The 22,590-nt window shown below is 38.6% G+C and carries 20 protein-coding genes; 7 read left to right on the top strand and 13 right to left on the bottom strand.

Annotated elements, in window-relative coordinates; genetic code table 11:
* Nucleotides 1-543: 543 nt before the first annotated feature.
* The 4 genes from B9T28_RS14295 to B9T28_RS14280 all read right to left on the bottom strand — a co-directional run bounded on the left by B9T28_RS14295 (nt 544) and on the right by B9T28_RS14280 (nt 4,844).
* Nucleotides 544-1,827, bottom strand: coding sequence for a lytic murein transglycosylase (locus tag B9T28_RS14295; RefSeq protein WP_086204650.1), 1,284 nt, complete (start codon nt 1,825-1,827; stop codon nt 544-546).
* A 606-nt stretch (nt 1,828-2,433) separates the two neighbouring features.
* Nucleotides 2,434-3,555: a 5-(carboxyamino)imidazole ribonucleotide synthase gene (locus tag B9T28_RS14290; RefSeq protein ID WP_086204649.1), complete on the bottom strand. Its 1,122-nt coding sequence runs from the start codon at nt 3,553-3,555 to the stop codon at nt 2,434-2,436.
* Between the two features lie 26 nt (nt 3,556-3,581).
* Entirely contained in the window at nt 3,582-4,094 is a 513-nt protein-coding gene (gene purE / locus B9T28_RS14285; protein WP_086204648.1) for a 5-(carboxyamino)imidazole ribonucleotide mutase, read from the bottom strand.
* Nucleotides 4,095-4,505: 411 nt separating this feature from the next.
* A complete protein-coding gene (locus tag B9T28_RS14280) occupies nt 4,506-4,844 on the bottom strand; it encodes a DMT family protein (protein WP_086204647.1) in 339 nt (112 codons plus the stop codon).
* Between the two features lie 254 nt (nt 4,845-5,098).
* Between B9T28_RS14280 and mpl the strand changes: the two genes are divergently transcribed.
* The gene (gene mpl, locus B9T28_RS14275) at nt 5,099-6,466 is read left to right on the top strand and encodes a UDP-N-acetylmuramate:L-alanyl-gamma-D-glutamyl-meso-diaminopimelate ligase (RefSeq protein ID WP_086204646.1); all 1,368 of its coding nucleotides are present in this window, start codon (nt 5,099-5,101) and stop codon (nt 6,464-6,466) included.
* Nucleotides 6,467-6,542: 76 nt separating this feature from the next.
* Here the strand turns inward: mpl and B9T28_RS14270 are convergent, their stop codons facing one another.
* Nucleotides 6,543-6,827 carry a GNAT family N-acetyltransferase gene (locus tag B9T28_RS14270; protein ID WP_086204645.1) on the bottom strand — a complete coding sequence of 95 codons (285 nt, stop codon included), beginning with the start codon at nt 6,825-6,827 and terminating at the stop codon, nt 6,543-6,545.
* 269 nt (nt 6,828-7,096) lie between these two features.
* Here B9T28_RS14270 and B9T28_RS14265 point away from each other — a divergent pair, with 269 nt between their 5' ends.
* Both B9T28_RS14265 and B9T28_RS14260 read left to right on the top strand, forming a co-directional pair.
* Nucleotides 7,097-8,296, top strand: a complete 1,200-nt coding sequence (locus B9T28_RS14265; RefSeq protein ID WP_086204644.1) for a sugar transporter — start codon at nt 7,097-7,099, stop codon at nt 8,294-8,296.
* Between the two features lie 317 nt (nt 8,297-8,613).
* Nucleotides 8,614-9,573, top strand: a complete 960-nt coding sequence (locus B9T28_RS14260; RefSeq protein ID WP_086204643.1) for a TerC family protein — start codon at nt 8,614-8,616, stop codon at nt 9,571-9,573.
* A 76-nt stretch (nt 9,574-9,649) separates the two neighbouring features.
* Here B9T28_RS14260 and B9T28_RS14255 read toward each other — a convergent pair whose 3' ends face one another.
* On the bottom strand, nt 9,650-10,231 hold the full coding sequence (locus B9T28_RS14255) for a nucleotidyltransferase family protein (protein ID WP_086204642.1): 582 nt from the start codon (nt 10,229-10,231) through the stop codon (nt 9,650-9,652).
* Between the two features lie 209 nt (nt 10,232-10,440).
* Between B9T28_RS14255 and guaD the strand changes: the two genes are divergently transcribed.
* The 3 genes from guaD to B9T28_RS14240 all read left to right on the top strand — a co-directional run bounded on the left by guaD (nt 10,441) and on the right by B9T28_RS14240 (nt 12,954).
* Nucleotides 10,441-11,760, top strand: a complete 1,320-nt coding sequence (gene guaD / locus B9T28_RS14250; protein ID WP_086204641.1) for a guanine deaminase — start codon at nt 10,441-10,443, stop codon at nt 11,758-11,760.
* Between the two features lie 227 nt (nt 11,761-11,987).
* Nucleotides 11,988-12,515 (top strand): hypoxanthine phosphoribosyltransferase, encoded by a 528-nt coding sequence (gene hpt, locus B9T28_RS14245; RefSeq protein WP_086204640.1) that lies wholly within the window; start codon nt 11,988-11,990, stop codon nt 12,513-12,515.
* Between the two features lie 187 nt (nt 12,516-12,702).
* Nucleotides 12,703-12,954 (top strand): GlsB/YeaQ/YmgE family stress response membrane protein, encoded by a 252-nt coding sequence (locus B9T28_RS14240; protein WP_086204639.1) that lies wholly within the window; start codon nt 12,703-12,705, stop codon nt 12,952-12,954.
* Between the two features lie 45 nt (nt 12,955-12,999).
* On the opposite strand, the gene B9T28_RS14235 is transcribed toward B9T28_RS14240, so the two are convergent.
* The gene (locus tag B9T28_RS14235) at nt 13,000-13,701 is read right to left on the bottom strand and encodes a DsbC family protein (protein ID WP_086204638.1); all 702 of its coding nucleotides are present in this window, start codon (nt 13,699-13,701) and stop codon (nt 13,000-13,002) included.
* Nucleotides 13,702-14,083: 382 nt separating this feature from the next.
* Here B9T28_RS14235 and B9T28_RS14230 point away from each other — a divergent pair, with 382 nt between their 5' ends.
* Nucleotides 14,084-15,265, top strand: a complete 1,182-nt coding sequence (locus B9T28_RS14230) for an MFS transporter (protein ID WP_086204637.1) — start codon at nt 14,084-14,086, stop codon at nt 15,263-15,265.
* A 27-nt stretch (nt 15,266-15,292) separates the two neighbouring features.
* On the opposite strand, the gene B9T28_RS14225 is transcribed toward B9T28_RS14230, so the two are convergent.
* From B9T28_RS14225 to rnpA, 6 genes are all read right to left on the bottom strand, one after another.
* Entirely contained in the window at nt 15,293-15,658 is a 366-nt protein-coding gene (locus tag B9T28_RS14225; RefSeq protein ID WP_086204636.1) for a NirD/YgiW/YdeI family stress tolerance protein, read from the bottom strand.
* 373 nt (nt 15,659-16,031) lie between these two features.
* Nucleotides 16,032-18,236, bottom strand: coding sequence for an OsmC domain/YcaO domain-containing protein (locus B9T28_RS14220; RefSeq protein WP_086204635.1), 2,205 nt, complete (start codon nt 18,234-18,236; stop codon nt 16,032-16,034).
* A gap of 441 nt (nt 18,237-18,677) precedes the next feature.
* On the bottom strand, nt 18,678-20,042 hold the full coding sequence (mnmE, locus tag B9T28_RS14215) for a tRNA uridine-5-carboxymethylaminomethyl(34) synthesis GTPase MnmE (RefSeq protein ID WP_086204634.1): 1,365 nt from the start codon (nt 20,040-20,042) through the stop codon (nt 18,678-18,680).
* Nucleotides 20,043-20,124: 82 nt separating this feature from the next.
* Nucleotides 20,125-21,837 carry a membrane protein insertase YidC gene (yidC, locus tag B9T28_RS14210; RefSeq protein ID WP_086204633.1) on the bottom strand — a complete coding sequence of 571 codons (1,713 nt, stop codon included), beginning with the start codon at nt 21,835-21,837 and terminating at the stop codon, nt 20,125-20,127.
* Between the two features lie 5 nt (nt 21,838-21,842).
* The gene (yidD, locus tag B9T28_RS14205; RefSeq protein WP_086204632.1) at nt 21,843-22,163 is read right to left on the bottom strand and encodes a membrane protein insertion efficiency factor YidD; all 321 of its coding nucleotides are present in this window, start codon (nt 22,161-22,163) and stop codon (nt 21,843-21,845) included.
* A 9-nt stretch (nt 22,164-22,172) separates the two neighbouring features.
* The gene (gene rnpA / locus B9T28_RS14200) at nt 22,173-22,565 is read right to left on the bottom strand and encodes a ribonuclease P protein component (RefSeq protein WP_086204653.1); all 393 of its coding nucleotides are present in this window, start codon (nt 22,563-22,565) and stop codon (nt 22,173-22,175) included.
* Between the last annotated feature and the right edge of the window lie 25 nt (nt 22,566-22,590).

Below are 22,590 nucleotides of genomic sequence, written 5' to 3'. Positions count from 1 at the left end.
TGATAAAAAACTGGATTTTTCACCTATTTTTTGAGCATTTTTAATAAAAATTTCTACGTTTTTTGCATTTCTTAAGATTTTATTATTTTGCTTTATCTATATAAATGACCAATTACTGTACCTCTCTATCGAAAATCCCCTCATTTTCTTGATTCTTATTGCACTCAATAATTTCTACATCTACTGAATAAGCTTTCTAGACCATCAAAATGGCATCTACATAACATTTAGCCAAAGCTTGAAAGTAAAAAAGCTCAAACCATTTCTACAACACTACCTAAATGTTGTTTTACTTTCATTGCTCAACTTACTAGTTATGTAATCACATTAATATCCCATAAAGGCAATAGTTACAGATCATTTCTACCCATGCATCTCTTTGGGCATCATCTTTATGCACTTTCTTAGACTTTAAATAGAAATTTACTATCCCAACTTTAGACATAGCTCAAATGAAAATATTACTATCCATTTCAATCCAAATTTTTATACCTTAAATACAAAAAAGCCTACCGAAGCAGACTTTTAAAATGCTAGCAAAGACTATTGCAATATTTTCTTTGCATTTGCATCCCGAAAGGTACGTAAAATTTGCTGTCCCGCCCGTCCCGTTGGACTTAAACCTAATTTTATTTGTTCTTGGCGAATCGCTTGACGAGTTTTATCACCTATCAGACCATCAGCATCACCAATGTCATAACCTCGTTTTAACAAAAAGTTTTGAATTTCGCGACGTTCCGCTCGAGAAGTTCCAGCATCATCCGTTGGCCAAGCCTGAACAAAAGCTCCGTTACCTTGTAATCGATCGGATAGATGTGCAATCGCAAGCGCGTAACTTTCTGCTGCGTTATAACTATATATAGCATCAAAGTTTTTAAAGACGAGAAATAATGGACCATTTGCTCCTGCGGGTGACATTAAACCAGCCTGACTACTTTCTGAAAGATTACCTTGAATAATCGCTGAGCCATCAGCGCGGGTCAGCCCACGATTAACCCAACTATCCAGTGATTTTTTATTACGACGGCTTTCACCACTTATAGACATACCTTCTGGAACCTTCACTTCAAAGCCCCAAGGCATACCTGTCTGCCAACCACGTTTTTTCAAAAAGTTGGCTGTAGAAGCCAAGGCATCAGCGGTACTCGAAACCAAATCACGACGACCATCACCATCAAAATCAACCGCTAACTCTTCATAGGTTGAAGGCATAAATTGAGTATGACCAAATGCACCCGCCCATGAGCCTTTCATTTGCTGCTCAGTTAAATCACCCCGCTGTAAAATTCGCATGGTGGTAAAAAACTCACCGCGGAAAAAACTTTGACGACGACCTTCACAACTCAGTGTTCCTAAAGCCTGTAATAAAGGATATTTTCCTGAAATATCACCGAAATTACTTTCTACGCCCCAAACCGCAACTACAGTTTCTGCAGGAACACCATAAGCAGCTTGCACACGATTAAGTACATCACGATGTTGTAGCAACATTTGACGACCTTTTTGCACGCGCTCTTCATCGACTAAACCTGATAAATAGTCCCAAATCGGGGTAGAAAATTCAGGTTGATAGTTCAGTTTTTCAATCACTGAATAATCAGGGGTTAAATTTTGCGTATAACGATCATAGGTCGAGCCCGTTACACCTGAACTCATCGCTTGGGCACGTAAATTCGCAAGACATTGCTGAAAACTATTTTGTGATGCAGATGCTATATTAAAACTAGATGGCGAAGAAGAAAGACTTTGACCATTAATAATCAACTCAGCCTTGGCTTGAGTCATGGCTAAAAAAACTGAAGCTAAAATGAAAGCTAAGCGACGCATAGTATCCCTAATAGTATTTGAATTATGTTTTTACCATACCATCATCAATCCATAACTTCTGAATCAAATCGTAAATTTAAATTCATTCTTTTATTTTAAATTCATATTTACCACTTTGAATTTAAAAAGTTATCCATAAAACCCACTTTTTAAAATTTTAAATTCAAAATCAGCCAAAATATAAATTCAAATTTGCACATTTAAATTTAAAACATAATTTTTAAATTCAAACACATTGTGGATAAGTTGATTTATTTATAATTTATAAGTTTTTACACAAATAAAACTTTAAAGTCATACTGCAAATATCACTTTGAATTCATATTTTTTGAATTTAAATTCAGAGCATTTTAAATTCATTTTTATCTTTTGAATTTAAAAAGTTTGCGCTGTTCTACCACAGTAAAACTTAAATACCGTATATTGTTTATATGTTGGTTTTTTATGCAGAATATTGCTGAACTATTGTATCAATGGCAGGCTGTTATTTTTATTTTGTTCCAATAAACACGGCGCTAGTTCAAAAGAGGCGCAATCATGCCCGAACTTCAGGCATAAAAAAAGCGGTCATTGGCATGACCGCTTTTTTTCCATTCAATCGGAGGATTAAATGTTCATATCTTGAGTCAGTGCCAATGGCTCTGGCAAAATTTTCGCCAATTGGCGACATAAAGTAGTCAATTCAGCACTGTCATTTGGCATTAAGGTGATGTGACCAATCTTACGACCTTCACGTTCAGTCTTATTATACAGGTGTAAATGTGCGCCATTGAGCGCCAATACATCTTCAGACTTTGGATGCTTACCAATGATGTTGACCATCACCGTTGGGCGAACCACATCCGTTGAACCAAGGGGCAGACCAGCAACCGCACGTATATGGTTTTCAAATTGAGAGCAGATCGCACCTTCAATTGACCAGTGACCTGAGTTATGGACACGAGGTGCCATTTCATTGGCATATAAGCCCTTGTCAGTCACAAATAGTTCCAGCGTCAACACACCCACATAATTCAAATGATTCAGCAGGCGAGTGATGTAGTCTTGCGCCACAGGCTGTAAATCAGCACTGTTGGGTGCAGGAACAATCGAGTGTGACAAAATACCATGATGATGATGGTTCTCAGCCAATGGCCAAGTTTTCACATCACCGTTCTGACCACGCACTGCTATAATCGACACTTCACGAGAGAACGTCACAAAGCTTTCAGCAATCAATGAACCTGCTGGAGCCAATTCCGCCCAAGCTTGTTCAATTTGATCTTCAGAACGCAAAACAAATTGACCTTTGCCATCATAACCCCCCATCACCGTTTTTAAAACGATTGGCAAACCCAGTTCAGCAACAACTTGAGTTAGACTTTCCAATGAATCAACCGCTCTATACGGCGCCACAGGAATGCCCAATTCATCAAATAATGCTTTTTCTGAAAGACGGCGTTGTGCAATGGCTAAAGCTTGACGAGGAGGGTGCAACTCTTTTTGTTTAGTGAGTACATCTACATCTGTAAGTGGGGTATTTTCAAACTCTAAGCTGAATACATCCGCACTGTTGATGAAATCCTGTAAACCATTTTCAGCTTTGCTTGAAATCACTTGACCCAATACAGCTGATGGACAATCTGTGCTTGCTTCAAAAAAAGTACATTGAATATTCAGTGGTAAGGCAGCTTGCGCCATCATACGGCCGAGTTGACCACCACCAAAAATACCGATGGTTTTATCCATAATCTTTATCCCATTTAAGCTTGGCTTTAGATTTGACCAGGAATATTTTTGCTTGCCACTTTTTCAGTTTGCGCGGTACGGAACTGGGCAACATTTTTTGCAATTTCAGGACGTGTCAGACCTAAAATTTGCGCTGCCATAATTGCCGCATTGGTTGCACCAGCAGGGCCAATCGCCAATGTACCGACCGCAATACCCGCAGGCATTTGTACGATAGAAAGCAATGAATCGACGCCATTTAAAATAGACGATTTCACAGGAACACCCAGTACAGGTAAATCAGTTTTCGCTGCACACATACCTGGTAAATGCGCTGCGCCACCTGCACCTGCGATAATCACCTGAATACCACGTTCACGTGCTGTTTCAGCATATTCAAATAAACGGTCAGGCGTACGATGTGCAGAAACGACTTCAGCCTCAAAAGGGACACCAAGCTGTTTCAGCATATTGGCAGTGTGTTCTAAAGTTGCCCAATCCGATTGAGAACCCATGATAATTCCAACTAAAGGAGCATCTTGTTCAGCGGCCGCATTCATTGCAAATATTCCATAAACGAATGTGAGGAAGGATAAATCTTGACGATAGCCAAGCTTTAAATGAATTAGAAGCTCGCTATTATAGACTGAAAATTCGTCTCACCAAAATTTAACAGAGATTGTAGTGCGATATTTTCACTATTTTTTAAAGAAATCATCATCAATTATAAAAAAGTATTAAATTTTTATTCCCAACGATGCCATCGCGTAAAGGCGACATGAATGTCGCCATTGAGCTGTGATACAAGGAAGTATCATCAGCTCAATAAAGGATTTTTGTTACCTTGCGGAAATATATTCCTCATCCGTCAAAAGTAAGACAATGCCTACACAATATATATAAGTTCTCAATATGAAATGTGGCTGTGCAAAATTCTAAAAATTTTAGATTCATTCTTTTATGCGTTCTATTTACTGACTTCTAAAAACAAAATATACACAACCCAAAAGACACAATCCTGCCCACAGATAATCTAATTTAAAAGGCTGTTTAAATAGAAAAATCATAAAAGGCACAAAAACCAGCAAAGTCACCACTTCCTGCGTAATTTTCATCTCACCCAATGACCAACCTTGCTGCGCCAACAATCGCGTTGCAGGAATCATAAAACTGTATTCGAGTAGGGCAATCAGCCAACCAAATAAAATCGCCTGCCACAGTGGTGCATCATGTAAAAATTTCAGATGACCATACCAAGCCAAAGTCATAAAACAATTCGAAACCATTAAAAGTAACAGGGGAAATAACATGCTGAATTTATCTAGAACATTCACAAATATTTTACGTTTTTTAAGTGAAAAATCATGTCATTTAAGTGCTAATTTTTATTCCCCGCAATATGCAGCGAACCACACGATAAAACACATCCTACAATCCCATGAATAGATACAAGAAAAACTATCTTTTCAGTGAAACCCTTGCTATCGTTGCTTTCAAATCAAATTAATTACGACAACAGCACAATAAAAAAGTGATGTGTCTAAAACACAGCGGAGTTAAGTGTATGCATCTGCATATTTTGGGTATCTGTGGCACATTTATGGGTTCACTGGCGCTATTAGCACGTGACTTAGGTCATAAAGTGACGGGTTCAGATGCGAATGTCTATCCACCGATGTCGACCCAACTTGAAAATGCAGGCATTACGTTAATGCAAGGCTATGACCGCAGCCATTTACAACCCCATCCTGATTTGGTGATTGTTGGCAATGCGATGAAACGCGGCATTGATGCGATTGAATATATGCTCAATGAAGGTTTACCGTATATTTCAGGCCCTCAATTCCTTGCCGATCACGTTCTACAAGGCAAACACGTTCTCGGGGTTTCAGGAACTCACGGTAAAACCACAACCACGACTATGCTGGCTTGGGTACTGGATCAAGCCGGTTTAAATCCGGGATTCTTGATTGGTGGTGTTCCTTTAGGTTTTAGCGAAAGTGCACGTTTGGGTGGTGGTAAATATTTCTGTGTCGAAGCAGATGAATACGATTCTGCATTCTTCGACAAACGCTCTAAGTTTGTACATTACCATCCTAAAACGGCAATTTTAAATAACCTTGAATTTGACCATGCCGACATTTTTGATGACTTGGCTGCCATTCAAAAACAATTCCATCATTTAGTCCGTACTATTCCAAGTGAAGGTCGCATTATTGCCCCGATTACTGAAAGCAATATTGATGAAGTTTTGGAAATGGGCTGTTGGACGCCTGTGGTTCGAACCAGTTTAGAAGCCAATGCTCAAGCGGCACTTTCTGCGGAACAACTCTCTGCGGATGGTTCACATTTTAAAGTGCTAGAAAATGGTGTTGTCAAAGGCATCGTTACATGGAATATGACAGGGCAGCACAGCGTTGCCAATGCTTTGGCGACCATTGCCGCTGCTGAGCATGTCGGTGTTTCGATTGAAACTGCTTGTGAAGCCTTATCGAATTTTGGCGGTGTAAAACGCCGTATGGAATTATTGGGCACAGTGCGTGGCATTGAAGTGTATGACGATTTTGCCCATCATCCGACAGCCATTGAAACCACTTTAGACGGCGCGCGTAAACGCCTTGCTGAACGTAAGCTATGGGCGATTATTGAACCTCGCTCAAACACCATGCGGATGGGCAGTCATAAAGACGGTTTAGCCCATTCGGCGCGTTTAGCCGATGAAGTAATTTGGTATCAACCTGAAGGTCTGGACTGGGATTTACAACCGGTAATTGAAGCTGCACCCAATAAAGCCGTGGTTGCTCGCTCACTGGACGATATTATTCAAACGGTGGTCAATGAAGCAGGTGAGGGCGATGCTGTGGTGATTATGTCGAATGGTGGCTTTGGTGGTTTACACCAAAAATTAATTGCTGCTTTAAAAACAAAATAATTTATTTTTAAAATGCAAAAGCCCACGACTGTGGGCTTTTTAGGATTTCAGTTCAGCTTTTTAAAATTATACAAAATCAAGCTGCAACATCTGCCAAACTCTGATCACGCTTAAACATGACATCAACATAAGAACAAGTCGGAATAATTTTTAAATTATGTTCACGTGCAAACACTACTAAAACATCTAATAATTGACGTGCAACACCTTGTCCACGTAAAGAATCGTCTACCCACGTATGATCCGCAATAATTTGGTCATCCGCCCGCCACACATAGCTAATTTCAGCAATACGCTGGCCTTGAGCATCATCTAAAAAGAATTCACCTTGTTGCTTATTATCTGTATGTTGAAATTGCATTTTCATCTCTTTTTAATTTTTTAATAACTTGCACTGTATCAAACTCACTCTCAGATTTCAAAAGTCATAAATAGATGCGTTTGAATCAACTGGTTAATATCCTAAAAACTCGAATCATAAAGCTCAAATATATCTTTAAACGGACAACCTTAAAACAGAACCTTGTAATTCATATCTTAAAGTCACTACTCGTATTCACAAAAGATAAAAACTTAACATCACGCAACTTTGCGCTTAAAATTTAAAAATATTTTTCTAAATTACTGACTATGTCATCTAAATCTTCCAAAACCTCTACCCATCCAACTCGCCAATGGATCAGTGTGATTACTTTGGCATTTTCGGCTTTTATTTTTAATACCACGGAATTTATTCCCGTGGCTTTACTCAGTGATATCGGTCAAAGCTTTAGCATGCCTGCAACTGATGTTGGCATCATGATCACAATCTATGCTTGGGTGGTAGCCCCTGTATCATTACCCATGATGCTCCTGACTAAAAACATTGAACGGCGCTTTTTATTGGTGGCGTTATTCTTAGTTTTTATCATCAGTCATGTGCTGTCTTATTTTGCTTGGAGTTTTGAAATCTTACTTGCCAGCCGAATCGGGATTGCCTTTGCACATGCTTTATTTTGGTCTATTACCGCTTCATTGGCAGTTCGTGTCGCACCAAAAGGCAAAGAGTTTCAAGCCTTAGGATTACTTGCAACAGGAACAGCCCTAGCAATGGTCTTGGGAATTCCATTTGGTCGCATGATTGGTGAAGCTTATGGATGGCGCAATACTTTTGCACTGATTGCGATTTGTGCAACAGTCATCTGTATCACACTGGCCAAAACATTACCGTTATTACCGAGTGTCAATTCAGGCTCATTGGGTAGTATTAAAATCTTCTTTAAACGCCCAAGCTTGATGATCGTATTTGCACTCACCATGATCATCATCACCGCACAATTTACTGCTTATAGCTATATTGAACCTTTTGCGTTAACAATGGCTCATTTCAGTTCCTCACAAACCACAACTTTATTGCTGATTTATGGCGGAGCAGGTTTCATTGGTTCGTATTTATTTGGAAAATTTGGGAGTAAATATCCTAAACTTGCGATTCCTTTAAGTTGTGGCTTATTAGCAACTTCGATGTTGTTATTACTACCACTTTCTCAAGACTTAATCAGCTTCAGCAGCTTCAGCAGCTTAAGTTTGTTCTGGGGTATGGCAATTATCTGTTTTAGTTTAGCTCTGCAAACCAAAACACTAAACCTAGCCTCAGATGCAACGGATGTGGCTATGGCCATATATTCAGGCTTATATAATGTCGGTATTGGCGGTGGGGCATTATTAGGTGGATGGGTTACAGGACATTATGGTTTAAGTCATATTGGAATTATCGGTGGTTTAGTTGCCGTGATTGGAACAATTTTGGCTTTCGTATTGGTACAACGCAAAGACTTTATCAAAGCATAAAAATGTAGATAAAATTTGCACAATGCCAATAAATATGCGATTCTTCAGCCATATTTGGATTTAATCCAAAACTAAATTAAGTTGAACAAGGGGAGTAGCCTCCTCCAAACGTCAGTCATTTGATATTTTTAAATGACTGACGTGTCAGAATATCGTCATTACACTTTGCAAAAAGTCGGTATCTGAGCATCTAAAATTACCAAATATTGGTATTCAGATGTAGGCAAGACCTTGATCATGTTGTTACAGATGTTTTATTTCATCTGACAACGGGTCAAGGTTTTTTTATGCCCGATTGTCAGATGTGGAGGATCCACATGGAAACGATTGGCAATTTATGGCTATATTTAGCATTCTTCGGTTTAGTTGCCGCAATGCTTCTTATCGACTTTTTAGGCTTTAGACAAAAACAAGGTCAAGAGGTCAAACTAAAAACCGCAGCGTACTGGAGTATGGCATGGGTTTCAGTGGCCGCTTTATTTGGCGGTGGTTTATGGCTTTACCTACAGCAAACCGCGGGTATAACCATCGCAAATACCAAGGTCATGGAATACTTTGCAGGTTATTTATTAGAAAAATCACTGGCGATTGATAATGTCTTTGTTTGGTTAATGATTTTCGCGGCTTTTGCTATTCCACCGGCATTACAGCGTCAAATTCTACTTTATGGTGTACTTGGCGCGATTATTCTTAGAACCATCTTTATCTTTATTGGTGCATGGTTCGTACAAGAGTTTTCATGGGTTCTGTATATTTTTGGTGCATTCCTGGTTTATACCGGCTTTAAATTTTTAAAAGGACAGGAAGAAAATCCAAATATTGAAGATATGCCGATTCTAAAATGGTTACGTAAACACATGCGTATTACACCAAAGATGGAAGGGGATAAATTCTTTGTTCGTCAAAATGGTGTGTTATGGGCAACGCCACTATTTTTGGTTTTAATCTTAGTTGAAGCATCTGACGTAATTTTTGCCGTGGATTCTATCCCTGCGATATTTGCAGTCACCAGTGATCCTTTTATTGTTTTAACTGCAAACTTAATGGCGATTTTAGGTTTACGTGCCATGTTCTTCTTATTGTCAGGTGCTGCATCAAAGATGCATTATCTACCGTATGGTCTAGGCATTATCTTGGTATTCATTGGTGCTAAAATGTTGATGCTTGATGTATTCCATATGCCGATTTGGATTTCTCTTGGCTTTATTATTGTGACGTTAGCCATTACCGCATGGTTATCGATTCGTTATAACAAAAAGCAAGAATTACAGTCTTAATCACCAATTGTTTCAACAGCCTTCCTCATCGGAGGGCTCTTTATTTTTTAGAATACGCCTCAAATATAACTAAAGATCACTCATCCACAATAAGCTTCAAATTAGACCATCGCTCTAAAAATTTTTTAGAATTTACACGTTGCATAAAAATCTCATGACTGACCAAAGCATTATTCCAACGTAATTTCAGCCCAAATAAATCAGTTAAACCAAATGGTGCAATCACATCCAAATGACCATTTTTGAGTAAGTGAACAGCAATGGCCGTTGCGGTTTCTGGCCATAAAGACAAAGCTTCAACAATCGAATGCAAGGGTTCAATACACTCGCCACTTTCTAAGCGATACCACTGATGCACAAAAGCTTGATTGGTCACATCCCATTCTATTTTTGGAAATCTCTGTGAAAGTTGCTGACTTAAATACTGAGCATGAACTTGATTCAAATCGTCAGCATCATAAAAAATGACATCAACTTCAGTCCGCTTAAGAACATAATTTTGCCCATGTAAATAAGACCAAACCAGATTACGAATGATGCCAGCACACACATAAGCCTGTGGTTGTATTTCAGACAGATACTCTAAAATTTCTAATAACTCAGTATGACTCCGAATAATGCGCTCTAGATTTTCGTTTATTTTTTGAGGTTGATGCATACCTTAAATCTCTCATTCATCATTTTAATCACTAAACTTAAAGCTATGGAAAACTGAACGTTTAAACTATCTCACCAACTTAACCTCATCAAATTAAGCTAAATGACACAACCTTTGATACTAACTCAAACTATTTAAATAAAGCAGACACCATCTGGAACTACGCTTTTCAGGTACAATCAATCGAAAAATAAAATTTGCAGGTTTCCATGTCTCCTACTCAAACTCAGCGCGCTATTCGTGGTCGCTTTTTAGATATTCAAAGTATCGTTGTACAGGCATCCGATATTGCCGAACAAGTTCGCTATTTAGAAGATGGCTTACTCATTACCCAACACGGAAAAATCATCTGGTTTGGACCATGGGCTGAAGGTCAACAACAACTGAATAATAATGTACAAATCGAGCATTATCCTGAGCAATTGATTGTTCCAGGTTTAATTGATACCCATATTCATTTCCCACAAACTGAAATGGTGGGTGCTTATGGCGAACAACTTTTAGAATGGTTAAATACGTATACATTCCCGACTGAAATGCAGTTTAAAGATAAACATTATGCCGATAAAATCGCACAATTTTTCGTAAATGAATTACTCAAAAATGGTACCACCACAGCATTGGTATTTTGTACGGTGCATTCTGAATCTGTAGATGCTTTATTTGAAGCTGCAGAACAACATCAAATGCGTTTGATTGCAGGTAAAGTGATGATGGATCGTCATGCACCTGAGGAACTAACCGACACCCCAGAAAGTGCGTATCACGACTCCAAAGCACTGATTGAAAAATGGCACGGCAAAGGACGTAATTTATATGCCATCACACCACGTTTTGCACCAACCTCTACACCCGAACAACTAGAAAGAGCAGGGCAGCTCAAAGCTGAATATCCTGATGTCTATTTACACACGCATTTAAGTGAAAATAAAAATGAGATTGCTTGGGTTAAAGATCTATTCCCTGAACAAAAAGGCTATTTAGATGTTTATCACCATTATGGTTTAACAGGTGAGCGTTCTGTCTTTGCGCATTGCGTACATTTAGAAGATGCGGAATGGGACTGTATGCATGATACCGACTCTGCAATTGCATTCTGCCCAACCTCAAACTTATTTCTCGGCAGTGGTTTATTTCCATTAAATAAAACTTGGGAAAAACAAGTGAAAGTGGGTTTAGGCACAGATATCGGCGCTGGCACATCTTTTTGTCAGCTACAAACCATCAATGAAGCCTACAAAGTGCAGCAATTACAAGGCAATAAATTATCTGCTTTTGAATCTCTGTATCATGCCACGCTGGGTGCCGCGAAAGCGCTACATTTAGATGATAAGTTAGGTAATTTCAATATCGGTAAAGAAGCCGACTTTGTCGTGCTCAATCTAAAAGCCACAGCTTTACAGCAACTGCGCCAACAACGTGCTAAAAATATTGAAGATGCTTTATTTGCACTGTTTACCATGGGTGATGACCGGAGTATTCAAGCGACTTATATTTTTGGTGAAAAAGCGTATGAGCAAAAAAACTGAACATAGAAAGAGCTTAAAATTGACGAAGAAAAAGGTATTTTTAATAGCCACGGTTTTTGTGGTTTGTACATTACTTTTAAAACGTGATGCACACTAAAAATCGCCTATTTACATTTTCAATTAGCAAAAGTGATGCATATTGAGTTGATATGTTTTAAAATTAAGACATATTTCAGGTGTTGCAGGTCAACACCTTTTTTTATTTTTTTGTTTAGGTATTTATCTCCATGACCATCCAAATGAAAGTGATGATTTCAACTGAAGAAATTCAAGCGAAAGTCAAAGAACTTGGAAAACAAATTGATGCTCATTATGCTACTAGCGACAAAGAGCTGGTTTTAATCGGTTTATTGCGTGGTTCAGTTATTTTTATGGCAGATTTATGCCGTTCAATCAACAAAGAACACGAACTCGATTTTATGACGGTATCTAGCTACGGCGGTGGAACATCATCATCTCGTGATGTCAAAATCTTAAAAGATTTAGACGGCGAAATTCGAGGTAAAGATGTGCTTGTTGTTGAAGATATTATTGACTCAGGAAATACCCTCAGCAAAGTATTAGAAATTTTAGAAACGCGTCAACCCAATTCGATTGAACTCTGCACTTTAGTCAGCAAACCTTCACGCCGTGAAATTGACCTCAATGTTCAATTCCTTGGCTTTGAAGTCGAAGATAAATTCATTGTCGGTTATGGTTTAGATTACGATCAAAAATATCGTCATCTTCCATTTATTGGTGAAATTGGTCTTTAATGTTGCAGTATGAAAATAATGAAGCGGCGTAAGCCGCTTTTTTTAGGTACCTATAAACTCAAACTACAGGAACAAAAAAGCAACATATTGTAGCAAAGCTGTACTTTTAAGATTCACTAAAATAATCAAAAATAAATTGTATATTCAATTCCTTAATATTAGAAAAGATAAAAAAAGGAGAACTCCGATGATGGCATTAATTGGTGCAATTATTATTGGTTTTTTTGCAGGTTTAATTGCCCGTGCAATTCACCCTGGAGATGATAAAGCAGGCTTTCTCGTGACCGTTGCCTTAGGTATTGTGGGTTCATTGGTTGCAACCTATGGAGGACAACTCCTTGGACTTTATCCTAAAGGTGCATCTGCTGGCTTTATCGCATCTGTCGTAGGTGCCGTTCTTGTCTTGTTTATTTATAACTTCATTGCAAAACGTACTTAAAAACAAATAAATAAAAAAAGCACCTTATTCAGGTGCTTTTTTTATTTAAAGGCCCTGCTTCGTCCAAATTTGCTCAATTTTATCAGCAGGGTAGGCCCCCATAACGGTATAACCAGTTGAGAAGATTATCGCAGGGGTTCCTTGCAAACCCAAATGTTTACCGAGTTCTAAATTACGTTCAATCGGTGTTTCACACGTAACTGCTGCACTGGGTTTCACACCATTTTGAATTAAATTTTTCCATGCAAATTCTTTATTGGCTGAACACCATACTTGCTTAGACGGTAGAATAGACTGTGTTTTGATCGGATAAATAAAAGTATAAATCGTGACATCATTCAGTTGAGTTAAATTCCCTTCAAGCGTCTTGCAGTATGGGCAATTGGGGTCAGAAAAAATGGCCAACTGTCGCTTGCCATTACCCCGTACTGTTTTAATCGCATCATTAAACGGTAGCTTGCTAAAATCAATACTATTTTTTTGAATAGCTAAATCTTTAGTCAAGTTTCTCTGATCTTTAAGACGGATCATCGAACCGACAAAAATGTGTTGAACATCTTCATCAACATACACAATTTGGTTGTCCAAAGTACCACTATACAAACCTTGCATTTCAGTGGTTTTCAAATCATTTATTTTTACATTTGGATATTGCTGCATTAATTTGGCTTTCACAGTTTCAACACTGGCAAAACTAGAACTCATCATTGCTAAACTTAATATCAAAGCTGCCATTTTTTTCAACATAGAATACTCATTTTCTAATCGCTATTTTCTAGTCAGAGATTCTAAACTTAAAAATTAAATGCAATGTTTTAAGTTTGTTTAAAAATAAAAATCTAACGCGTTTCACGTGGAACAAACATCATGTTCTCACTCTACTGGTTTACTTTGAATATCATCTGATTTTATAACTAAAGAATAATTCAAAAAATTTATCAAACTCTAGATCTCCATTTACCCTTTCTAAAATATAAAAAGATATAGATGATATATCCCGTAATTATTCAAGAATAAGATTGACCCAGCATTGATTAAGTTTTAAGCTGTTTTAAGATTTCACTTCTTCTATACCAATCCATTCAACATCTCAGATTGGTATTTTTTATTTTCAGATAAAGCCTTTATTATGACTCAACAATCATGGCGACCATTTATTATGGTTAGCCTAGCTTTGTGTATTGGTACCATTGGGACGGCTTTAGCCAGCCCACTCTATCCAATCTACCAGCAACTTTGGCACCTTCTCCCAAGCCATATTACTTATATATTTGTGTCATACATGTTCGGATGTATGACGACCTTACTATTTTTAGGTCGTACCAGTAATAGCATTGGTTTTATTCGTACCTTACAAATCGGCTTATGCTTTGCAGTGATAGGTTTAATTATTTCTGTTTTTGCAGAAAACACCTATATGCTTGGTTTTGGTCGTTTTATTATTGGCATTGCTTCTGGTTTAATTAGCACGTCTGCAATGTTAGGCTTAATTTATACCATTCCAGACTCACATAAACAGCATGCTGCACAGTTAAGCTCTATTATTACCGTGATTGGTTTTGGTTTAGGGCCTTTTATAGGCGGTAGCATTGCCCAATTCTCAGCCCAGCCCCTTGTTACCCCCTATTTACCTGTGATTTTAGGTGCAATACTGAGTCTAATTAGTTTATTTTACTTAAAATTTTTGGCTTTTGAAAAGCAACCTTTTTCCATTGCACCGCATTTAGAATTTCCTGCAGCACAGTATAAACGACTCTTTTATATTGCTAGCTTTACTGCTTTTGCTGCCTTTGGCTCATTCAGTTTATTTGCTTCACTTGCCCCCTCATTTATTAAAGATGTGATCCCTTGGCATGGGCCTTTGGTCAGTGGAAGTACCATTGCCTGTATTCTATTCGTTTCAGCACTAGCTCAATTTCTTGCCAAATCTATGCCCATGCATAAAAGCTTAAATATTGGATTAATATTACTAATTACTAGTTATGTGCTACTGACAATATGCATGAGTATGCAATGGAGTTGGCTGTTTTTTATCAGCGTTATTTGTGTAGGAATTGGGCATGGTTTAGGCTTACTGGCGGCTTTTGCACTGGTTCATCACATGACTCAAATAGAGAATAGAGCGGCTATTGTTTCTACATATTTATTCTTAGCGTATTTAGGCACGATTATCCCAATTATCGCTGTGGGTTACTTATCTGATCATTTTGGATTGATTGTGGGTGTACTCAGTTTTTGTATAGGTATGGGGTTATTGTGTATTTATCTGCTCTTGAACCATCTCAAGCGTACAAATCAAACAGGTCAGTGAAAATACTGACCTGTTTGATTGAATAAATTACTTCATAAATTCGACTTTCACCGCATCAATATCGGTTGGTCTGTGCTTATGGGTATCAACCTCACCTAAAACCTTAACTTTCGTACCCGCCTTTAACTGCTCAGCTGTCGCTAACTTTTCGTCAATATCAACAACAATCGTACCCGATGCATCTTTTAGCTCGTAATGTTCATGTTTAATTTGGCGAACAATAGTTCCTGTAACACTTACCGCTGTTTCATCGCCTAATTTTTTAGCCTGTGCTACTGTCACTGGATGTTTAGCAGCAGCGGTCATAATCTTTTGGTCATCCTCATGACCAGCCCATACATTTGCGGTCACTGCCAGTAAAAGTGTAGAAAGGATCAAAGGTAATTTTTTCATTATGTATTGCTCACTTTTTTATAAAATTAATCTGACAATAGACAATTTAGATCATGAAGTAAAATGAACTTACTCAATTACAACTCTTTATAAAAAAAGCGAACAATTGTCAGCTTTTCATATCGATAAAATTGAATAAAATAATCACTTTCTAATACGGAATATCTGTATAAAAATTTATTAATTTAAAATCAAAGTTTTACATAAAACATTCTCATGCTGTTTTTTATATACGTATCAGCTATGCAAAAAAATAAGCCTAATCTTTACATTAGGCCTATTCAGGATTGAGATTATTTTAGGGTGTGCAATATGACCAGATCAAATACCAGCCGAGTAACACTGGTATCTAATACTGCCTAAACTCGTTACCTTAACTGGATAAAGCTGCCACTTTAGCTCGGGCTGCATGCAATTTTTTATAGCTATCGACGAGACGTAAATGACGATCAAGACCTTCGAGTTTCATACTCGTCGGAGTTAAACCATAGAAGCGTACGCTACCATTCACAGAGCCTAACGCTGTATCCATACGCTCATTGCCAAACATGCGACGGAAATTAGCGACATAATCATCTAGCTCCAGCTCGTCATCCAACATTACCTCAAGCACCACATTCAGACACTGATAGAATAATCCGCGCTCAACCGTATTGGTGTTATATTGCAAGAAGGCTTCCACTAAATCTTTAGCTTCTTCAAATTGCTGCAAGGCAAGATAAATCAGCAGTTTTAACTCTAAAACTGTGAGCTGCCCCCAAGCCGTATTGTCGTCAAATTCAATACCAATCAAAGTTTTGATCTCGGTATAATCATCTGAATCACTGTCTTCTAAACGTTCAAGCAGTGCTTCAAGACTTTCATCATCCAAGCGATGTAAGTTCAAAATATCTTCACGGAACAGCAGCGCTTTATTGGTGTTATCCTCGATTAAATCCTCGACTAGATAAATTTCTGAATAATCAGGTACCAAAATACGGCAGGCTGTTGCGCCTAAATGCTCATACACCGCCATATAGACTTCTTTGCCCATATCCTCAAGAATACTGAACAATGCAGCAGCCTCTTCGGCATTTGAGTTCTTACCCTGAGCAGTAAAATCCCACTCGACAAATTCATGATCGGCTTTAGCACTGAAAAAGTGCCACGACACCACACCGCTAGAATCAATAAAATGTTCAACAAAATTATTCGGCTCAGTCACCGCATTACGACTAAAGGTAGGTTGAGGCAAATCATTTAAGCCTTCAAAACTACGACCTTGTAGTAACTCCGTCAAGCTACGCTCTAATGCCACTTCCAATTTTGGATGTGCCCCAAAAGATGCAAATACACCACCCGTACGTGGATTCATTAAGGTCACGCACATGACTGGATACTTCCCACCTAACGAGGCATCCTTCACCAATACAGGAAAGCCTTGCTCCTCTAGCGCTTGGATACCCGCTAGAATACTCGGGTATTTAGCCAACACCTCTTGCGGTACATCTGGCAGTGTCATTTCACCTTCAATAATTTCACGCTTCACGGCACGTTCAAATATTTCGGATAAACACTGCACCTGTGCTTCGGCCAAGGTATTACCCGCACTCATGCCGTTACTTAAATACAAGTTTTCGATTAGATTCGATGGGAAATACACCACCTCACTATCAGAATGACGTACAAAGGGTAGGGAGCAAATACCACGCTGTACATTACCAGAGTTGGTATCGTACAAATGTGAACCAAGCAGCTCATCGTCAGGATTGTAAATCTCTAGGCAGTATTCATCGAGAATTTCTTCTGGTAGCGCATCATTCGGACCTGGCTTAAACCATTTTTCTTCTGGATAATGTACAAATTCAGCATTAGCAATCTCTTCACCCCAAAATTGGTCGTTATAGAAGAAGTTACAGTTTAAGCGCTCAATGAATTCACCCAACGCCGAAGCCAATGCACTTTCTTTGGTTGAACCTTTGCCGTTGGTAAAACACATCGGCGCTTGCGCATCACGAATGTGTAAAGACCACACATTTGGCACAATATTACGCCATGAAGCGATTTCAATCTTCATACCTAAGTTAGCCAAAATACCAGACATGTTGGCAATGGTTTCTTCCAAAGGCAGGTCTTTACCAGGAATATAAGTATTGTTTTCTGAAGCCAAGCTCGGCATCAACAACGCTTGTGCATCAGCATCGATACTTTCAACGTGTTCAATTACAAATTCTGGGCCAGTTTGTACCACTTTCTTTACGGTACAACGCTCAATCGAACGTAAAATACCTTGGCGATCTTTGTCGGAAATGTCAGTAGGTAACTCGACCTGAATCTTAAAAATTTGCTTGTAACGGTTCTCTGGATCAACAATATTATTCTGAGACAGACGAATGTTATCGGTTGGAATATCGCGACTTTGGCAATATACCTTGACAAAGTAAGCCGCACATAACGCCGATGAAGCTAGAAAATAGTCGAATGGCCCTGGCGCTGAACCATCGCCTTTATAGCGGATCGGTTGATCAGCGATTACCGTAAAGTCATCGAACTTGGCTTCAAGTCGAAGGTTGTCGAGATAATTGACCTTAATTTCCATGCTGGCACCTAACTCATCCTATGTATCACCACGGACACATAAGATTCCAAATATTGAAACATAAGCCGAATCACGGATAAGGAATTGACTTAAAAAAGTGACTAGCGCCATAAGTTCAGTGATTATGCCTAACGACTGACGCAAGTAATGATGGTGAATATTATAGAGCTATTTGCTTGAATTGATGAATTTTGTCAGCATTTTTAGACTATTTATGAAAAACACTTAAAACAAGAACAACTTGAATGAAAATTTTGACCGACTTATTTCTAATTTTTTGGAATATTATTTCTTGTTGCATAACATAAGTAGTCTCAAGTCCACATAGAGTATTTAGGGATAAGGGAATATATATAAAAGCATTAAGTAATAACCACTTAATGCTTTTTAATTATCAGTAAAACTTATTGGAACTCATTAAAATATACGCTTAAATTGAGATTACTTTCCGATACAGAATGAACCAAAAATCTCACCCAACAAATCGTCCGCGCTAAAATCACCAGTAATTTCAGCCAAAGCATTTTGCGCTAAACGAAGCGATTCCGCGACTAATTCACCGGCATGATAAACAGTCAGTTGCTCATGTGCTTCAGCTAGATACTGCTGGGTACGCTTCATTGCATCTAAATGGCGGGTTCGTGCAATAAAGGTATCTTCTTCAGGCTGGAAGCCTGCATGCGCTGTAATTGCCTCAATGAGTGCTTGTACGCCCATTTCTTGCTTTGCTGAAACAGTGACGTGACGAAAACCTTGAAAATCACTCAGCTCAGTGTGTAATTCAGTTAAATCACATTTATTCCCAATCAACATTAAACGTTTTGGTTCAATATGCTCAGAAAAATAGTTTTGCGCCAATTGTAATGGATCTTCACCTTGGCTTAAGTCATAAACTAAGAGTAACAAATCGGCTTGTTCAATTTCTTGAATAGCACGGCGGATCCCTTCTTTTTCAACAATATCACCTGTTTCACGTAAACCAGCTGTATCCGTTAAAGTAATCGGCAAGCCATTTAAGGTTATTTTTTCATGTAAAACATCACGCGTCGTACCCGCAATATCAGTCACAATGGCACGGTCAACCCCAGCTAACGCATTCAGTAAGCTCGATTTTCCAGCATTGGGTTTACCTGCAATTACCACCTGTAAACCTTCACGCAATAACTGTCCCTGACGTGCAGATTGCTGGACTGAAGTCACAGAAGATTGTACATCTTCAAGTAATGCTAAAATTTTCCCGTCCGCTAAAAAGTCAATTTCTTCTTCTGGAAAATCAATTGCGGCTTCGACATGTAAACGTAGATGAATGAGTTTCTCTAAAACAGTATTAACCCGCGTTGAAAAAGCACCTTGTAATGAGCGTACTGCAGAACGCGCTGCTGCTTGAGAGGTTGCATCAATCAAATCGGCAATGGCTTCTGCTTGGACCAAATCCATCTTGCCATTTTCAAAGGCACGCATAGAAAACTCGCCCGCTTTTGCAGCAATTGCTCCGAGTTCTAATAAACGTCCTAACAATGCATTTTGAATTACAGGCCCACCATGCCCTTGCAGCTCCACCACATCTTCACCAGTAAAGGAATGCGGATTAGGAAAGCAAATCACCACCCCCTCATCCATCACTTCACCATGTTCATCATAAAATTGACGAAAACCGGCAAAGCGCGCTTTGGGTAAAGTTTTTTGTGTTAAAGCCTCTGCAATTGCATAAGCCTTAGGTCCAGATAGACGAATCACGCCCACACCTCCACGACCAGGTGGAGTCGCAATTGCAGCAATCGTGGTTTGAGTCGCTAAACGGGTCATTCAAATTTCTCTATTTCAAAACAATAAAAAATCCGCCTAAGATTACCATCTTAAGCGGATTTATTCAGCTATTCAGTTAAGACTAATCAGCCGAAGTTACATCTTTCTTCAAACGTGCTTTCTCAACACTTTTGTTAATAAAGCTTTGTTGCAAAATCGTGATCGAGTTGTTCACAATCCAGTATAAAACTAGGCCAGCAGGGAAGAACAGCATAAATACTGTAAACATAATTGGCATAATTTTGAAAACTTTGGCTTGCATTGGATCAGCAGGTTGCGGATTCAACGATTGCTGAATAAACATGGTTAAACCCATGATCAACGGCAAAATAAACCACGGATCCATTGCAGACAAATCTTGAATCCACAGCATCCAAGGTGCATGACGAAGTTCTACCGATTCCATCAACACCCAATACAATGCTAAGAAAATTGGCATTTGAATCAGCAATGGTAAGCAACCTGAAAGCGGATTAACTTGTTCACGCTTATAAAGCGCCATCATTTCTTGAGAGAAACGCATGCGGTCTTCACCGAATTCTTCTTTCATGCGTTGCATTTCAGGTGCAATCACACGCATTTTTGCCATAGAGCGATAGCTCTTAGACGATAATGGCCAAAGAATCAATTTCACCAGAATAGTCAATAAGATGATTGACCAACCCCAGTTGCCTACAATGTTATGGAAGAACTGTAAGCCCATGAACAATAATTTAGCAATCGGCCATAACCAACCATAATCAACAGTTTGGTTTAAACCTACAGCCAAATCTTTTAATTCAGACTGAACTTTTGGACCTGAATAGAAGGTTGCATCAATTGCCATTGACGTACCAGCAGGTACATTAATCGCAGGAGAGGTGAAACCAATCACATTCAAATTATTATCTTTATTGGATTCAAGCGTTGCTTTAAATGGTTGACCATTAAAGTCTCCTGGAATCCAAGCACTGACAAAATAATGCTGAACAATTGCAACCCAACCACCTTGAGCTTCTTTATGCAATTTTTCATCACTAAAATTGGTAAATTTCAATTTATTGTAATGCTCATCAGGCGTACCCCAAGCACCACCTAAATAAGTGCCTAAAGTGAAAATACCTTGATCAGATTTACCTGGATCTTCTGAGTTATCACGAACAATATTGCCATACAACTGACCTTGCCATAGTTGTGGACTACGGTTAATCACTTGATGGTTTACCGAAATTGGATACGCACCTTGTTTAAAGGTAAACGTTTTAATCACTTCAACATTATCATTAGTTTTATATACTAATGGCACTGAAATGACTTTCTCTTCTTGACCATCTTTATTCTTAACTGATTTAGCATCAGCTAAGTTATATACCGTTTTTTCTACTTCATATAAGGGTCGGGCATTCGGATCATTATCCGTACCATTTACACCTTTAAAACCAGTCTGCGCGATATATTTACGTGTCGCATCATTTTCGAGCATTACAAAAGATTGACTACTATTTTTGCTTTGATCATGATTCAGTAATTCAACACGCTCTATATCACCGCCTTTGGGATTAATAGAAATATTGTAAAGATCTGTCTTAACAGTAATCAGTTTTTGTTGAGCAACAGTATTCGCCGTTTGGGCTGCAACACCTGCCTTAGCAGGATCAGAAGCAATATGTGCTTGTGAGGTATTTTGCGAAACGACTGCAGCTGGTTGCTGCGCAGCATTACTGGAGTGACCGTAGTCTTTTTGCCAAGCTAAAATTAATAAATAAGCAGTGACAAACATGGCCCCGAGAATTGCAAACCTGGCCCATTGTTGCATATCAATTACCCCAAATGGTTAGAGTGATTTTGGTTCAAAAAACGTTCACGCAAGGGTACAACAACATGAAGCGTTTGAGAATCTATTTGCTGAAATGAAATAAAACGAATTGTTTTCTTCGGCACAGGATCATAACCATGTCCACCCCAAGGATGACAACGACATAATCGCTTAGTTGCCAACCAACCACCTTTTAATGCGCCATAAGCATGAATTGCTTCCAATGAATATTGAGAACAAGTTGGAATATAACGACAACGAGGACCAATTAAAGGACTAATCGCAATTTGATAAAAACGAATCAACCAATGCAGTAAACGAACCATTGGTTATCTCTAATTTTGAGAGGAAGGAGTAGCTGTTTTATGGTGCTTTTTAACAAGGCGCTGCAATTTTTGCCACGCAAATTGTAATTGCTGATGTAACTCAGCATTAGAAACTGTATCTGCACCCATTTTAGGCATCACTACAATATCTAATAATTCAATTTGTTGTTGGTGTAAGCGAAAGCTTTCACGTGCAATACGTTTTATTCGATTTCTTTCATGCGCACGGCGCACTTTTTTCTTAGCAACGACTAAACCCAAACGACTTTTCGGTTGTTCGGTAAATTTTGCAAGAAATAAAAAGTGGGGTTGATGCACTTTAAAAAGCGCATCATCAAATACACCTTTGTAGTCTGCAGCACAGCGGAGTCTCACCTCTGGACTGAAACTATAAAGTGACATAACACCCAAGTCGGTCATTAACTTT

Origin of the sequence: Acinetobacter silvestris (assembly GCF_002135235.1) — a bacterium.
GTDB classification, from domain to species: domain Bacteria; phylum Pseudomonadota; class Gammaproteobacteria; order Pseudomonadales; family Moraxellaceae; genus Acinetobacter; species Acinetobacter silvestris.
This window is presented reverse-complemented; position numbering and strand designations above follow the sequence as displayed.